Source organism: Novosphingobium sp. CCH12-A3 (genome assembly GCF_001556015.1).
Taxonomy (GTDB): Bacteria; Pseudomonadota; Alphaproteobacteria; order Sphingomonadales; family Sphingomonadaceae; genus Novosphingobium; species Novosphingobium subterraneum.
This window is the reverse complement of record NZ_LSIA01000166.1, coordinates 44,568-60,726: the sequence shown is the minus strand read 5'-3', so window position 1 is coordinate 60,726 and position 16,159 is coordinate 44,568. Positions and strand designations below refer to the sequence as shown.

At 63.8% G+C, this 16,159-nt stretch carries 11 protein-coding genes and 1 pseudogene; 6 read left to right on the top strand and 6 right to left on the bottom strand.

All coding sequences use genetic code 11. From position 1 onward, the window contains the following. Window positions 1-93: 93 nt before the first annotated feature. A complete protein-coding gene (locus AX703_RS13160) occupies window positions 94-2,547 on the bottom strand; it encodes a TonB-dependent receptor (protein ID WP_039336740.1) in 2,454 nt (817 codons plus the stop codon). A 144-nt stretch (window positions 2,548-2,691) separates the two neighbouring features. Here AX703_RS13160 and AX703_RS13155 point away from each other — a divergent pair, with 144 nt between their 5' ends. Then, on the top strand, window positions 2,692-3,699 hold the full coding sequence (locus AX703_RS13155; protein WP_062344656.1) for an NADP-dependent oxidoreductase: 1,008 nt from the start codon (window positions 2,692-2,694) through the stop codon (window positions 3,697-3,699). Further along, window positions 3,699-4,496 (top strand): ThuA domain-containing protein, encoded by a 798-nt coding sequence (locus AX703_RS13150; protein WP_062344654.1) that lies wholly within the window; start codon window positions 3,699-3,701, stop codon window positions 4,494-4,496. The genes AX703_RS13155 and AX703_RS13150 overlap by 1 nt, the downstream gene beginning before the upstream one ends. A 104-nt stretch (window positions 4,497-4,600) precedes the next feature. Here the strand turns inward: AX703_RS13150 and AX703_RS13145 are convergent, their stop codons facing one another. Then, on the bottom strand, window positions 4,601-5,365 hold the full coding sequence (locus tag AX703_RS13145; RefSeq protein WP_062344652.1) for an SDR family NAD(P)-dependent oxidoreductase: 765 nt from the start codon (window positions 5,363-5,365) through the stop codon (window positions 4,601-4,603). Window positions 5,366-5,468: 103 nt separating this feature from the next. Further along, a complete protein-coding gene (locus AX703_RS13140) occupies window positions 5,469-7,892 on the bottom strand; it encodes a TonB-dependent receptor (RefSeq protein ID WP_062344650.1) in 2,424 nt (807 codons plus the stop codon). Between the two features lie 166 nt (window positions 7,893-8,058). Here AX703_RS13140 and AX703_RS13135 point away from each other — a divergent pair, with 166 nt between their 5' ends. The 4 genes and pseudogenes from AX703_RS13135 (at window position 8,059) to AX703_RS28905 (ending at window position 10,765) form a co-directional block, all read left to right on the top strand. Continuing rightward, window positions 8,059-9,081 (top strand): NADP-dependent oxidoreductase, encoded by a 1,023-nt coding sequence (locus AX703_RS13135; protein ID WP_062344648.1) that lies wholly within the window; start codon window positions 8,059-8,061, stop codon window positions 9,079-9,081. Then, window positions 9,071-9,550 (top strand): annotated as a pseudogene (locus AX703_RS13130) (SDR family NAD(P)-dependent oxidoreductase); the annotation flags it as partial. The gene AX703_RS13135 and the pseudogene AX703_RS13130, both read left to right, overlap by 11 nt. A 74-nt stretch (window positions 9,551-9,624) precedes the next feature. After that, complete coding sequence (locus AX703_RS28670) at window positions 9,625-9,786, top strand: SDR family oxidoreductase (RefSeq protein ID WP_255355063.1); 162 nt, start codon at window positions 9,625-9,627, stop codon at window positions 9,784-9,786. After that, window positions 9,725-10,765 (top strand): AraC family transcriptional regulator, encoded by a 1,041-nt coding sequence (locus tag AX703_RS28905; protein ID WP_082734573.1) that lies wholly within the window; start codon window positions 9,725-9,727, stop codon window positions 10,763-10,765. Before AX703_RS28670 ends, AX703_RS28905 begins: the two co-directional genes overlap by 62 nt. Here AX703_RS28905 and AX703_RS13120 read toward each other — a convergent pair. From AX703_RS13120 to AX703_RS13105, 3 genes are all read right to left on the bottom strand, one after another. Next, window positions 10,762-11,958 carry an SRPBCC family protein gene (locus AX703_RS13120; protein ID WP_062344644.1) on the bottom strand — a complete coding sequence of 399 codons (1,197 nt, stop codon included), beginning with the start codon at window positions 11,956-11,958 and terminating at the stop codon, window positions 10,762-10,764. The genes AX703_RS28905 and AX703_RS13120 overlap by 4 nt on opposite strands. A gap of 169 nt (window positions 11,959-12,127) precedes the next feature. Beyond that, a complete protein-coding gene (locus AX703_RS13115) occupies window positions 12,128-13,537 on the bottom strand; it encodes an SRPBCC family protein (protein ID WP_062344642.1) in 1,410 nt (469 codons plus the stop codon). Between the two features lie 998 nt (window positions 13,538-14,535). Beyond that, entirely contained in the window at window positions 14,536-16,122 is a 1,587-nt protein-coding gene (locus AX703_RS13105) for an alpha-N-arabinofuranosidase (RefSeq protein WP_082734572.1), read from the bottom strand. Window positions 16,123-16,159: the final 37 nt, after the last annotated feature.

The window sequence follows — 16,159 nt, the reverse complement described above, 5'->3', positions numbered from 1 at the left end:
ATTGATCGCCGATGCAAGGCGCAATCGTGCCCCCAAACGCAAAAGGGCGGAGCCGAAGCCCCGCCCTTTCAGTGTCGCTTGCGCCTGATGCGATCAGAAGCGCTTGATCACCGAGACCTGCACCGTGCGCGGCAGGTTGCCGAAGCCGAGCTGGTCGGCGCGGACGCCCGCCGCCGTGCCCGTGCCGCCACCGGTCGAAGGCCCATCGACCACGCCGCTGACGTAGAAGCGGTTGGTCAGGTTCTTGCCGATCACCGCGATCTGCCAGTTGTCGTCCTCCGCCCCGAAGCGGATACCGGCATCAAGCACGGCATACTTGCCCTGGCGCGAGAACGGATTGCCGAAGCCCGAGGCGAGGTAGCTTGAGGAATAGCGGGTATCGACGTTGAAGCCCAGCTTCAGGCCTTCGCCCGCAGCGGTCTCGTAGCCCACGCCAAAGGCCCCGGTCCATTCCGGCGCCACCGAAAGCGGCGCCCCGTTCAGGTTCTGGCGCGCATCCAGCCCGCCCACCAGCGTGCAGCCCTGCGACGGAGTCTGCCCGGCATAGCACGGTGCCGAGGGGAAATCGGTGTAGCGTGCCTTGGTGTAGTTGATCGAACCGTGGACGTTCAGCCCGTCAATGCTGCGCGGGGCGTATTCGAACTCCAGCTCCACGCCCTTGGTCCGCGCATCCGCCGTCAGCGTCTGGAAGGCGAAGATCGGGGAGTTGAAGAAGTCGACCTGCAGATCGTTGTAGGCATAAGTGAACGCCACCAGATTCAGGCGCAGCTGGTTGTCGGCCAGCGTAGTCTTGATACCGGCCTCGAAGCCACGTGCCTTTTCCGGATTGAAGGTGAGGTCCGCCAGCGGATCGGACGAGAACTTCGAGTTGATGCCACCGTTCGAAAATCCGCCCGACTTGTAGGCCGTCTTGTAGGCGCCATAGACAAGGATGCCGTCCTGCGGCTTCCAGGTCAGCGTGACTTCCGGCGACCAGTCGTCGAACACCTGCTTTGCGGTCACTTCGCCCAGGCCGTCGGGATCGTTCTGGTCACGGAAGATCCCCTGCACGCCCAGGTTGTTGTAGGGCTGCGTGAAGAAGCTGTCCTTGGTCTCGTGGGTATAGCGCACGCCGCCTGCCAGCTCGAGCGTGTCGATCAGCTTCCACGTCACCTGCCCGAACAGGGCCGCGGTCTCGCCATCGGTGAAGCTTGTCTTCGACGAGGCGACAAAGCGGTTGGCGGCAGAGGCGGTATCGTCACGCAGCCCGGCGAACATGACGTACTGCGCAAAGTCGCGCTTGGTCTTCTGGTACAGCCCGCCCACCATCAGGTTGATCGGACCGTCGAACGAGGTCTGCGCACGCAGTTCCTGGCTGAACGCCTTCCAGGTGCTGTTCTCGGTAGCCCAGGTGCCGTTGTTGCTGCTCTGGAAGTCGCAGGCACAGGTCCAGCGGTTGTTGTTGGTGTTGTAGTTGGTGACCGAGCTGATCGTCACGTTGTCCAGCTCGTACGAAACCGCGCCGTTGATCGCCCACGAGCGATAGCGGTTGTAAAGCTCGCCATTGTCCTTCGCGAAGGGGAAGTCCTTGGCAATATCGGCGGGCATGTTGTTCTGGTGCGTCACGAAATCGGTGCCGCAGCGATACCCGGTCAGCTGGCTCACGCCCGTGGCGAGGCCGCAGTTGTAGGCCACGTAGTTCCACGAGGAATTGTTGACCTGATTGTAGTTGTACGAACCCTTGAGCGTCATCGTCAGACGGTCGGTCGGGGTGTACTTGAGCGTCACGCGGCCCAGGAACTCGTCTTCACCCGGCGCGCGCGATGCGGCAGGCTTGGCCACCGAACCGATGGGATTGCCGCTGCCGCCCGCCAGCAAGTTGCGGATGTCGACGGTGGTATAGGTGCGGTCGACCGAGACGTTGCGATAATAGCCGCCATCCATGATCGAACCGCGCGCGGCAAAGCGCACGCCCAGCGTATCGCTCAGCGGGATCGAGGCGATCAGCTCGCCCTGATACTGGCGCGAACGGAACTCGTAACCGGCACGCGCGATGAATTCGCGGTCCTGGCCCGGATCGTTGGTGGCCAGGCTGATGACGCCTGCGGTCGCGTTCTTGCCGAAGAACAGCGCCTGCGGACCCTTGAGCACTTCCACGCGCTTCAGGTCGAAGAAGCCTTCCTGAATGATGCGGCCCTGCCCGTAATAGGCTCCATCCACGACTACGGCGACCGACTGCTCGATACCGATCGAGGTCGAGGACGAGCCGATGCCGCGCATCGTCAGCTGCGCGCCCGAACCGTTCGAGGCACGGCCGACGTTGAGGTTGGGCGTGGCCGCAGCGATCTTTTCGATCGAGGTGATGTCGCGCTGCTGGATGGTCTTTTCGGATATGGCGGTTACCGCCACCGGAACCGTCTGCACCGATTCCTCGCGCTTGCGCGCGGTTACGATGATTTCCTCGAGGCCGCCTGCAGATGCGCCTTCCTGTGCTGCATCCTGCGCCATGACCGGTGCGCTGACGCCAAGTGCGCAAGTGGCGAGAAGAATTCCCTTTATGGTGCGCATGACCGCATCCTCCCTTTGTGATTAGTCTCGCGCGTTTACGCCTCCTGTAACGAACGCTCGCCTCGCCAATGCGTTAGCCTCTTCCTTTGGCTAGGTGCTGCGCTGCCGTAGCGTCGGCACCTCTGTGCCTTGAGAGGAATTCCCATGACCGAAAACCGCTTCTGGCGCCTTGATCGTCACCCTGAAGGCTCAAACTTCGAAGCCGCGCTCAGCCTGCAGACCGGAGCCCTGCCGCCGCTGGCCGATGGCGAAGTGCGGGTAAGGGTCGGCTACCTGTCGATGGACGCGGGCACCCGCATGTGGATGAGCCCGCGCACCGATGGTTATCAGCCGCCCCTGCCGCTGGGCGCGAAGATGGCGGGCCTCGTGCTCGGCCACGTCAGCGAAAGCCGCGATCCCGCCTACCCCCTTGGCGCACTGGTGCGCGGCTTCGGCCAGTGGGCGGAATATGCCACGATGGTCCCTGCCCTCGCAGGCCTCGAAATCGTCGATGATACCGTGACCGACATCCGCCACCACTTCGGCGCGCTCGGCATGAACGCCTGGACGGCCTATGTGGGCGTCAAGGAAGTGGCCGCGATCAAGGCGGGCGAATGGCTGGTGGTCTCGGCGGCTGCCGGAGCCACGGGGTCGATGGCCTGTCAGGTCGGGCGCAATCTCGGCGCGAAAGTCATCGGCATTGCGGGCGGACCGACCAAGTGCCGCTACCTGACCGAACAGTTGGGCGTCGATATCGCCATCGACTACAAGAGCGATGATGTTGCCGCCCGCCTTGCCGGGATCGAGGGCGGCGTTCACGCCTATTTCGACAATGTCGGCGGGCCGCTGCTCGACGCGGTCCTGCCCAACATGGCGCATTATGGCCGCGTCGCCGTCTGCGGCATGGTTGCGGCTTATGACAACGATGCCCCCCTGCCCGGCCCCGCCCGCTTCGATCAGGTGCTGATGCGCCGCTTGCGCATCGAAGGCTTCTTCATCCCCGATTTCCTCCATCGCGGTGCGGAATTTCTGCCCGTCTTGCGCGAATGGGTCGATGCCGGGACGCTGACCGTCAATCTTGACGAGACACAGGGGCTGGAGAACACGCTCGTCGCCTATCGCCGCATGCTCTCGGGCCAGGCGATCGGCAAAGTCATCGTGAAAGTCGCCTGATGCCGATCATCAAGCACCGCGCCCCGCTCCAGTGCCTCGTCGCCGTGCGCGGCCATCCCTTCGATCGCACCGCCTTCGACGCCATGTTCCAGGCCATGGACAGCATCTCGGCCACCATGGTCGATCAACCCGCCGCCGCGCTGCTGATGAACCCCGATGCCATGCGCGGGTTCGATGCGCTGGTACTCTACGACATGCCCGGCCTCGATTTCGAAGCCCCGGAAAATGCCCCGCTCTACCGCGAGCCCTCGGCCGAACTGCAGGCCGGATTCCGCGCCCTGCTCGAACAGGGCAAGGGCGTGGTCGCGCTGCATCACGCGCTGGCAGGCTGGCCGACCTGGGGCGAATATCACGATTGGCTGGGCGGGCAGTTCTTCTACCATCCCGGCCAATGGCGCGGGGCTGCCGTGGAGGACAGCGGCTATTGCCACGATGTCACTCACGAGATTTCGGTCGTCGCCGATCATCCCGTCACCGCCGGCCTGCCTGCAAGCTTCACGCTCACCGACGAACTCTATCTCGGCCAGATCAATGAAGCAGGCATGACCCCGCTCCTGCGCTCAAGCGCCGCTTTTGATCGCGATCACTTCTGGTCGGCGGACCTTGCCGTCAAAGGCCAAATGTTCAGCCGCGAAGGCTGGGATCACCCGCCCGGCTCCAATCTCGTCGGCTGGACCCGGCAGGCTCTCAACAGCCGCCTCGTCTATCTCCAGCCGGGCGATGGCCCCTCGGCCTACGACAACCCGCACTACCGCCGCCTGGTCGAGAACGCGATCCGCTGGGTGGCCTCGTCCTGAAACAATGCGTCCCCGCGCAGGCGGGGACCTCGGTGATGTGACTGAACTTCAGCTTAAGCCGACTGCGGTCCCCGCCTGCGCGGGGACGCATCGGCCCGGCGCAATCAAAGCGCCGTCATGCCTCCATCGACCACCAGCTCGGTCCCCGTAACATAGCGGCTCTCATCCGAGGCGAGGAACAGGTTCATGTTGGCGATATCGAGCGGCGCGCCCATGTAGCCCATCGGCACCAGCGCGAGCGTGGCGTCATAGTTCGCCGCATTGTCTTCCTGCGCCACACCCTGGATGTTGGTCAGGATCATGCCCGGATGGACCGAATTGACGCGGATGCCGTCCTTGGCGGTTTCGACCGCGATCGTCTTTGAAAACAGACGCACGCCGCCCTTCGCCGCGGCATAGGCGCCGCAGGCGGGCACGCCGATCAGCCCCGCCACCGACGAGATGTTGATGATCGAGCCCTTCACCCCGGTCTTGCGCATCAGGATCACCGCGCGCTTGGTGCCCTGGAACACGCTGTCGAGGTTGACCGAGTTCTGCAGGGCCCAGTCGGCGCTGGTCATTTCCTCGATCGGGCGCAGCACCGCGATGCCGGCATTGTTGACGCACACGTCCAGCTTGCCGTCCTCGGCCTCGATCGCGGCGAAGACTTCGTCCCACTGCGCCTCGTTGGTCACGTCATGCAGCAGGGCCCGGGCCTCACCGCCAGCCGCCCGGATGCCTTCGGCCACCTTTTCGGCCCCTGCCAGGTCGCGGTCGGTCAACCACACCTTGGCTCCTTCCTCGGCAAAGCGCTGCGCGGTGGCGCTGCCCAGACCCGGCACCGAAGCGCCACCGGTGATCAATGCAACTTTTCCGGCAAGACGGCCCATTTGAAACTCTCCCTATAAAAAACCGGAGGGACGGAAAGGAACGTCGCCTAAGCGACCCTCCCCCGCCCCCCCGGCAAGGTGGATCAGGTTATATGCGCCGGCCTCAGAACTTGAAGCCCGCGGTCACGCCGTAGGTCCGCGGTTCAAGCGCCATGCCGAACGACCACAGGCCAGCCACGGTGAACGCGTGGGTCGTGGTCTTCTCGTTCAGCAAGTTGCGGGTGAACACGCGCAGGTAGGCCTTGCTGTCCTTCAGGTCGAAGTTGAAGGTCATCGACGCATCGACCAGATCCTGCGTGGTGGTGCGCACGCGCGGATCGTTGCCGCCCACCGTGATCAGCGTCGCCTGGCCCGAACCGTTCAGCGTCGGCGTCAGCGAAGCTGCCGAAAGCTGTTCGTCATAGGGCGAGATGTGGCGCCAGCCGACATTGGTGGTGATGTCGCCAAAGCCGGTCGGTGCGACGTATTCCGCGCCCAGCGACGCGGTGAAGTCGGGCGCATAGATCAGGCGGTTGGCCGAGTAGTTGAACGGCACCAGCCCCGCACCGCAGGCATTGGTCGCCACCGGCCCTGCCGCATAGGCGCCGCAGGTTACGAAGTTGCGGAAGTGCGAGTCCATTATCGCGATCGAGCCGGTGATGCGGAAGTTCTCGGTCACGCGCAGCGTGCCGTCCGCCTCGATGCCCTTGATCAGCGCGCCGCCCGGCACGTTGCCGGTGATCGTCTGGTTGCCGGTGGGGCCGCCCGGAACGGTCAGGTTCTGCTGCATGTCCTTGTAGTCCGACACGAAGCCGGCAAGGTTAAGCTCGAGCTTGCGGTCGAACGCCGAAAGCTTCACGCCCACTTCATAGGCGTCGACCGTTTCAGGCTGGAACGGCGTGCTGGCGGTGGCAGCCGTTGCCGCGCGCGGGCTGAACCCGCCCGAACGGTAACCGCGCGACCACGAGGCATAGACCATCAGGTCCTGGTTCGGGCGCCAGTCGATGCCGACCTTGGGCGTGAACTTGTTGAAGCTCGCCTTGCCGGTGCCAACGGGCACGAACTGGGACTTTTGCACGCTGTCCGGATCGATCAGCTTGCCACCGGCAAAGCCGTTGAACAGTTCCTTCCGGTCGTGGCTGTAACGTCCGCCGAACGAGACGCGAATCTGGTCGGCAACCTTCCAGTTGAAGTCACCGAACACCGCATAGCTTTCGGTAAGGCCTTCAACGTGCTGGGCGTTCTTGTCAAAAAGGGTCGGGGCGATGTTCGGGCTGTTGGCCAGCACCCGTGACCACTGCGTCAGGTCGTACTTCGAATGGAAGTAGAACCCGCCAACCACGTAATCGAGGCCATCCAGCAGGTTGCCGGCAGCCCGCAATTCCTGGCTCCACTGTTCGTAGTGCTGGCGGCGATCGACATAGTAGAGATCGACGGACATGCCGTCGAAATCCTGCGTCTGCGCCTCGGTGCTCTTGCGCCAGCCGGTGATGGAGGTCAGCGTGACGCCACCCAGATCGTAGTTCATCTCCAGCGTGGCTTCAGGAGCCCTGTAATTGCTCGAGGCCGCCGAACCGAAGGTCGTGTAAAGATCCGTCGTGTTGTTGCGATTGCATTCGCGCGGCGGCGCAGCAAGGATCGACCCGGCCGGAAGCCCTGAAAGACTGCCGATGAAGTCCAGCGTGGGTTGCGAACAAAATGCTTCGCCGCTGTTGGCAAGGCTGCTGACCACGGGGTCGAACACCTGCTCGACCTGGGCAACGGTCAGCTGCGCATCGAAGCCAGAACCGGTCGGCTTGAACAGCAGGCTGGCGCCGTAGTTCTCGCCATTGCTCCAGCCCGCGTCGACATTGCGGGTCACGTTCTTGTAAAAGCCGTCGGTCTCGTTGTGGAAGTACCACGCCTTGACGCCCCAGCTCTCCTCGTTGCCGAAATTGGCCAGGACCTTTGTCGAGAACGTTCCGAACTTGGCGAAGGTCGCCTCGGCCTTGAGGCCGGTCTTCATCGTCGGCTTGGTGCGCTGGATGTTGATCACGCCGCCGATGGTGTTGGCGCCGAACAGCGTGCCCTGCGGCCCGCGCAGCACTTCGAGCTGGGCGATGTCGAACGCATCCTGAAGCTGGCCGGTGTTGGTGCCGATCACTACGCCGTCGACCAGCACGCCCACGGTCGGCGTCTGCGACTTTTCGATGTCGGCATAGGTCAGGCCGCGGATCGAGATGTTGGCCGCCTGCGCGCCCGAATTCTGCTGGGTGATGAGCAGGCCGGGAGCCGCGCCCTGCAGATCGCCGATGTTCACGGCGGCCTTGCTCTCAAGGAAGGCGGTGTTGACCGCGGTGATTGCCACCGGCGTGCTCTGCAGCGTTTCCGAACGGCGGCGGGCGGTCACGATGATCGCGCCGGTATCGCCTGCATCGGCTGCTGTGGTCTCGTCGGCCTGGACCGCCTGCGGCTCGTCTGCTTCGGTGGCAAATGCCGGCAGCGCAAGGCCAAGCGCGGTCGTGGTCATGGCAACGGCAAGCATGCGCCGTGCAGCAGTGGTTCTCATGTCTATCCTCCCTCCAAGGGTAACCTCGTCCGCTCAGGGACGATGGCTCGCCTCCTTCATCCACCGCTGCGGGCATCGAACCAACTGCGACTTGTTACAGGTGCATGTGCCAGTGCATCATCCATCCTTGCCGTAGCGTTCGGACAAGAATCCGGGAGAGATCACAATGACCGTCAATCGCCGCTTCCTGCTGGCTCGCCGCCCTGTCGGCACACCGGTGCCAGAGGACTTTTCCCTTGTCGAACAAGCCGTTCCCTCCGCGCCCGAAGGCGGCTTCGTGGTGCGCAACTGCTATGCCTCGCTCGATCCCGCACAGCGCGGGTGGATGGACGATGCGCCCAGCTACATGCCGCCGATCCCCTTGGGCGATCCCGTCAGGGCGACGACGGTTGGCGTTGTCGCCGCTTCCAACTCGCCTGATTTTGCCGTCGGAGACTGGGTTCTGGGCATGAATGGCCTGGAAGACTATTCGGTCAATGGCGCAGGCGGATTCACCATGAAGGTTGATGTCGCCCAGGTCGATTCGCCATCGCGGTTCCTGTCGGCAATGGGCGCAGTCGGCCTCACCGCCTATTTCGGCCTGATCGACGTCGCAAAGCCAAAGCCGGGCGAAACGCTGCTGGTTTCGGGCGCCGCAGGGGCGGTTGGCTCCGCGGTCGGTCAGATCGGCAAGATTCTCGGCTGCCGGGTGATCGGCATTGCCGGGGGTGCCGAAAAGTGCCGCCGCCTGATCGAAGACTACGGCTTCGACGTCGCGATCGACTACAAGAACAAGTCGGTCGAACAGCTCGCCGCCGAAATCCGCGCCGCCGCGCCGAACGGGGCTGACGTGGTGTTCGAGAACGTCGGCGGCGACGTGTTCGATGCCGAACTGCTCAACCTTGCCAAGCATGCCCGCATCGTGCTGTGCGGGTTGATCAGCGAATACAATTCGCCCGCCAAGGTCGGCGCGCGCAACCTCTGGTCGATCCTCATCAACCAGGCCACGCTCTACGGCTACCTCATCATGGACTACGCCCCGCGCTTTGCCGAAGGCGGCGCGGTCATGGCGCAGTGGATGGCCGAAGGCCGCCTGCGCATCGACGACGACGTGCAGGTGGGCCTCGAAAACGCCTACGATGCCTTCATGCGCCTGTTCACGGGCGCCAATACCGGCAAGCTCGTGCTGAAGATCGCCGATGGCCTCTGATCGCCTCAAGAACCGCAAGGCCATCGTCACCGGCGCAGCCTCGGGCATTGGCGCGGCCACCGCTGCGCGCCTCCGCGCCGACGGGGCGCAAGTCTTCACCGCAGACGTGCAGGGCGATGTCGATTTCTCAGGCGATCTCACCGCCCCCGATGCCAATGCCCGGCTTGTTGAACACGCCGTGGCGGCGATGGGCGGGCTCGATACGCTTGTCCCCTGCGCCGGGATCAGCGCGTTTCACCCCCTCGAAGGCCATGACGACGCCTATTTCCTGCGCGTGATGGAGGTGAACCTCGTCGCCGTCTTCCGCCTCGTGCGCGATGCCGTGCCGCACCTCAAGGCCGCTGGCAACGGCCGCATCGTCACCATCGGCTCCACCACGTCGAGCCACGGCGACGAGGGCCTCAGCGCCTATTCCGCCTCGAAGCACGCGGTGCTCGGCTTCACCAAGTCGGTCGCGGCGGAACTCGGCCCGTTCGGGGTGACGGTGAACTGCGTCCAGCCCGGCGCCATCGCCACGCCGATGACCGCGCCGCCTTTACCCAGATGCCCGAATTCCGCACCTTCTGGGAGAACAAGGCCCCCTTGCGCCGCCTCGGCCAGCCCGAAGACATCGCCGACGTCATTGCCTTCCTGTGCAGCGACGATGCCCGCTTCATGTCCGGCCATGGCGTATGGGTCGATGGCGGGGCCATGGTGCGGCACTAAAACCCGTTCAGGCCGTTCCTTTTCCAAAGCCGGTCAAGGGCTTGGGCCAGGGGCAGGAACGCAGTTGATGAAGGTCGCGGCATTCGATGAAAGCAGCGCACGGGCCGATCCGCCGGCGGCCATGCGCATGGATTACTGGAAGCCCTCCCCCCGGCTCGAAGGGCTGGTCAGCGGCTACCATCTTTACGCCGTCGCGCCGCCGCAAGGGCAGGTCCACAGCGATGTGTTCCAGCCGGCCTGGTTCAACTTGCGCGTGCTGCTCGATCCGCAGACCCGCTGGCAGGTCCGCTGCGGCTCGCCCGAAGCCGTGCGCGTGCCCGATGTCGCGCTGTTCGGCCCCTCATCCACGGCCTGCTGGTCGCAAAGCGATGCCGGCACCGTCATCGGCGCAGGGATCACCCCGCTGGGGTGGGCGCGCCTCGGCAGCTGCTCCACTGCCAAGATCGCCGATCGCGTCGTCCCTGCGCGCGACGTGCTGGGCGAAGATGTCGAAGCTTTGGCCCGGCACCTGCGCAGTGCGGCGCCCGGCGCTGTCCCCGCAATCTTCGATGCCTGGCTGATCGACCGGATGGGCACGCCTCACCGCGACGAGGACACCATTGCCCGGATCTTTTCGGCCCTGCTCGATCCCAATCTGCGCACGGTCGGCCAGCTCTCGCACAGTCTCGACATTGCCTCGCGCCAGCTGGAGCGCCTTTGCCTGCGCTCGTTCGGTTTTGCGCCCAAGCTGCTGCTGCGCCGCGCCCGCTTCCTGCGTTCGCTCCATGCGCTGATCCGCGGCGGGCCGGGCCGACGCGCGCTCGCCATCGACGCCGGCTACACCGATTACTCGCACTTCATCCGCGAGGCGCACGAGTTCCTCGGCATGAAGCCCACGCAGTTCCTTGAAGCCTGCGGACCGATGTTCACCCGTTCGCTCCAGTTGCGCCAGGCCGTGCTCGGCGCACCGGCCCAGGCGCTCACCCGCCCGGCCGATTAGGCCTTCATCACCGGCATCGGCGTGCTGCCGCTTTCGTCGAGGTAATAGGCGATCCACTTGTGGAAGAACTGGTTGCCCGGCTCGTTCCGGCCGAAGGTCTGGTGCGTCATCGCGCCGGATTCCAGCCCGTTCTGCACTTTCAGGCCAAGGAAGTAGTCCTCCTCCTCCACCACATCGAAGAAGAAGTCGCACATCTGGTCAAGCGCGGCGAGGCCTTCCTCGGTCTCGGGCTTCACCGGGAAGATGTAGTTCATCACGGTGGTGTTCTGGTTCGCCTTCGGCCCGGGGAACAGCTGCGCCAGCTGGCCCATCTCGGGCGCCAGGAAGAAGCTCATGTTCGGAAAGAGCATGCGGGTGAAATCATAGCCATTGTTCTCCTGCCGCCCCCATTCCTCGCGCGGCAGGTCGGCCAGCCGGGTGATCGAGTTCTGCGGGAAGCCCAGCCGGATATGCGGCCCGAAGCCTTCGTAATGGGCGCGGTTCGAAGGGCTGCGCGTGGCCACCGTATTGGTGTGCGCGGCCTGGAAGTGATAGCCTTCGAGGTAGCCGTCATAGGCCACCTTCCAGTTGGCGCCCTTCATCGTGCGCGCCTTGTGGAAGTACCACGACTCCAGCTTCAGCGCGGCGAAGTCCTCGTACATCCCGCCCATCCATTCGATGGCGCTGATCGGCAAGCCGCCCTCGCTTTTGGGAGTCAGGATCACGAAGATCAGACCCGCCGCCTCGTCGCACGGCAGCTCGGTCATGTTGAGGGTGGAGCGATCCACCTCGCCGAAGGTGCTCGCCTCGGCAATGCCGATCAGCTTGCCCTCGTTGGAATAGGTCCAGCCGTGGTACTGGCAGGCAAAGGCCTTGCAATTGCCTTTGCCCTCCCGGGCCAGATGCATCGCGCGATGCTTGCACACGTTGAGGAACGCGCGCGCCTTGCCATCCTTGCCGCGGGTGATCAGCACCGGCAGGCCCATCACTTCCATCGCCTTGTAGTCGTTCACCTGCGGCAGCTCGATGGTCAGCGCCAGCATCAGCGGCAACCGCTTGAATATCCGCGCGATCTCCGCCTCGAAGCGCTCCTCGCTGAGGTAGTCGGCCACGGGCACCCGCATCGTGCCGCTTGCCATGTCGGTCGTCCTGGTCTCGACGAAATGGAGCATCCGTTCCGCAGCGCGGGCATACTTGTCGTAAAGTTCGGTCATGTGGGTCAGCCTTTCAATTCAAATCCTTGTCGTAGCTTATGCCCACCCCCGCCCCCTCCCGCCTGCGGGAGGGGAGTTGCAGCGCCGCTCTTCGCCATCCCGCAGGCGGGAGGGCCGCGAGACTTGGAGAGCGCAGCGAACCTAGTCGCAGCGGGGTGGGCATTCAGCGTCAAGCGTTCAGATAGGAATCCAGCGTCTGGTGGATGTGGCGGATGCGCACTTCCTGATAGTCGGCGAGTTCGACGCGCCCGTTCTTCGAAACCTTCAGCCCCTCGTGGCACAGCGCCATGTTCTCGCTGTCCTGATCGAGCACTGCGCCCAGCACGCCAAGCTCGGGCGCGTCGGCCCAGATCTCGTCATCGCCGAGCAAGTGCATTGGCACGCCAGCCGGGCGGGGTTGCCCTTCCGGAACCCGGGCGATCACGCGCACTTCCATCAGGCACTTGTCCTGATCGGGCCAGGGCCGCCAGCGATAGACGATGTTGGGCATGAACCCGCCCCACGGCGCAAAGTTGGGGAACACGTTGTAGACCAGCGCATCAAGCAGTTCGCTTTCGGAAACGCCCGAATAGTCTCCGCCGAACTGCTTTTCCGAAACCTCGCGCATCTTCGCGCCCAGCGCGGCGCGGGCGCTGCGCCCTTCCGGCACCGTGATCGCATAGTTGTCCTTGTCCGCATCGTAGTTGTCGGCGCTGCGGCCGTTGTACTTGCGGAATTCGTCGATGATGCGCTGCTGCGGCCAGTGTTCGGCCCTGGCCTGCGCCTCGATATGCGGGCTGACCACGCCGAACGGGGTGTAGTTCACGTTCACGTGCCGGCCCAGCACGTGATAGGCAGCATTGGCATCGCCGGTGAACGGCATCAGCTGCGGGTGGGTGACATAGGCGTGGTAGCTTTCCATAAAAGCTTCCATCGCGATCTTCCAGTTGGCCGGGATGACCTTGGCCACCCAGGCCACCGTCACGCAATCCTCGTGCCGCCAGCGCTTGAAGAACTCGGGAAGCGGATCGAGATATTCCTCGATCGTCGGCCCTTCGGCATTTTCGCGGATGAAGATATAGCCGCCCCATTGCGCCACATGGCCTTCGGGCAGTTGCATCTTCCGGTCCGTCAGGTGGGCAAAGTCCCAGCGGCAGGGAATGTTGCGTAAGGACCCGTCCGGGTTCCACGAAAAGCCGTGGAACGGGCAGAGGAACTGTTCGGCGCTGCCGCTGTCGGTCTTGAGCTTGCGGCCGCGATGCAGGCAGACGTTGTGAAACGCCTTCACACTGCCATCCTCCTGCCGCACGATCAGCCAGGACCGGCCCGCATTGTCATAGGTCACATAGTCGCCCGGCTCGGGCAGGTCCTCCTCGCGCGCGGCGAACTGCCACACCGCGGGCCACATCTTCTCGCACTCGGCGCGGAAGAATTCGGGGCTGTAATACCGCGCCGCATCGATCGGCTCGGAACCGAGATACTGCGAACGGTCTTCGCCCATGAAAGCGGGGGGCTGCACCTCGTCGGCAGCCAGAATGTCCTGCCAGCTGGTGCCGGGGCATCGGGCCTGTTCGAACGCGCCGGGATCGCGGTCTGCCATGTCTTTCCTCTCCATCCTGGTGATGGCGGGAAAGTGTCATGCCAGAGGCCCCCGTCGTTTGACCAAGGTCAAGAATCCCCGCCCAGCCCCCCTGTGACTTAGGCTAGGCCGCCGGGAATATCTGGGGTGACGACCGCTGTCATGACGCGCTGACGGGGCAGTGAAGGGCTGGAATGGGGTGGAAAAGGGTTGATTTCGGACTAGCATACGCGAATGGATCAAGCACTCGGGTCATGGCGGCAGGACGGGCGGGTTAGCCTTTGGCGTTACCGGAAAGCCCGCAGGATGTATGACGATTGGCACTTCACAGCAGATGCAATGGGCTGTGCCAGCCTGATCGAGTTGTGTTCTATTCTTTCCAGTGCGACAGAACCCGCTCATCGGACTATCAGGGTGACGGATCCCCGAGTGGTTGGGGCAGATAACATTTTCGGCGGTCACGACCTTCGCCTTGAAGTCCCCGCAAAACTCCGCCTTGGCAATGACCTAGAAGGAACCGGGTCGATCGGCCTTTCAGCCGAGATTTTTGCAATGCCCCTCAGACCGGAAGATATCTCCAATCTCTCGGAAGCTGTGAGAGATGTATCAGCCAATCGCGCTGACTTTGGAGTGAGCTTCGGCGCGAGCGACACTATCTTCAGGTTTTGGTGGTGGCCGAAAAACCGCTAGGGCTGAACGTCCGCAATGGCATCGTGTCCTGACAGTCCGCTTTTGGTCGCAAATGCCCGAAAGCCGCCAGTCTGCACCAACGGCCAGTCCGCCTGCCATGCCCTCCAATCAGCAGAAATGGGGCTCGGATGCAAAAATTGGCGCCATAACCGCTCAAGGCCCGTCACACCGGGCTTTACTATACAGCCTGCCCCGGGGCCCCGCTGCCCCTTCCCGCACCCCCAAGCAAACAAAAATCGGCCCGGAAAGCGCATTGCCTTCCGGGCCGTTCAGGTATTGCAGCAGCCTCAGGAGGGAGGATAGAGACCGCCGCAGGGCACTTCTTCAGATCACTTCGAAACCTTCACCACCGTTACCGAGCGCGGCGGCAAGGTGATCGTCACGCCACCGCCCGCTGCCTTGCCGCTGATCGCCTTTGGCGCGACGACCGATGGCGCGGCGAAGGTGTTGACGCTGTCCACCTTCGGCGCGGTCAGCACTTCGCCGCTGGCGCTCCGGAAGCCGGGGATCGTCACGCTCGTGCCCGCATCGGGATCGACGTTGACGAGCGAGACCCACACCTGCCCGCCCTTGTCCTTTGCCGCCATGGCATCGACGCGCGGCAGCTTGCGATCGCCCACCGTGTATTCACCCGCTGCAAACTTCACCGGCGCGAACTGCGCGTCCTGGAACGGCACGTACATCTTGAACACGTGATAGGTCGGCGTCAGCACCATCTTGCTGCCGTCGGTCAGGATCATCGCCTGCAACACGTTGATCATCTGTGCGATGTTGGCGATCTTCACCCGGTCCGCATGGCGCGCAAAGATGTTGAGGTTGAGCGCCGCGATCACCCCATCGCGCATCGAGTTCTGCTGCTGCAGAAAACCGGGATTGCTGCCCGGGGTCGGTGCAAGCCACGCGCCCCACTCGTCCACCGCGATCAGCAGCTTCTTGGCTGGATCGTACTTGTCCATGATCGCCTTCTGCTTCTTGAGCAGGGTGTCCATGGTCAGCGTATCGGCAATCATCAGGGCGTATTCATCGTTGCCGAAGCCGGTTGCCGGACGCACCGGCGGCCAGCCACCGCCGACGGTGTACTTGTGCAGCGAGACGCCTTCGATATCCCAGGAATAGACGTGCGTGCTCCACGCCTTCATCACTTCCTCGGTATAGTCGAGCTTGTCGCTGTCCCAGCCCACGGCATTGCGCTTCATCCGTGCTGCGCCTTCACGCTGCGCCGGGTTGAAATTGCGCGTAAAGTTGGCGAAGCGCTTCATTTCCTCGACATAGTGGTCGGCCGACATCGCGCCGCCGCAACCCCAGTTCTCGTTGCCGAGGCCAAGGATCGGCACCTTCCACGGCGCCGGATGCCCATTGGCGGCCCGCTCCTTGGCCAGCGTCGTGTCCTTCTCGGCGGTCATGTATTCGATCCAGGCCGAAGCTTCCGCCGCCGTGCCCGAACCGATGTTCACCGAGATATAGGCCTCCGACCCGATCTGCTCGGCAAAGTCCATGAACTCGTGGGTGCCGAAGGCATTGGATTCCGGCACGCCTCCCCAGTTGGTGTTGATCTGCACCCGGCGCTTGTCCGCCGGGCCGATGCCGTCGCGCCAGTGATATTCATCGGCAAAGCACCCGCCCGGCCAGCGGACGTTGGGCACCTTGAGCGCCTTGAGGGCAGTGACCACATCAGTGCGGATGCCGCGCACGTTCGGGATGGGCGAATCCTTGCCGACCCACACGCCGCCGTAGATCCCGGTGCCAAGGTGCTCTGCAAACTGGCCAAAGATATGCTTGTCGATCACCGGGCCGGTCGTGGCGGTATCAATCGCAACTTCGACCGCAGCATCCTTTGCCAAGGCAGGCATGCTCAACCCAGCTGCAAAGGTCGCCGCCAGCAGCACTGTCCGAAATTTCTTGGCAATCGGCTTCATCGAATTCGCTCTCCTTTGCGCCGGGGGCCGTTCATGC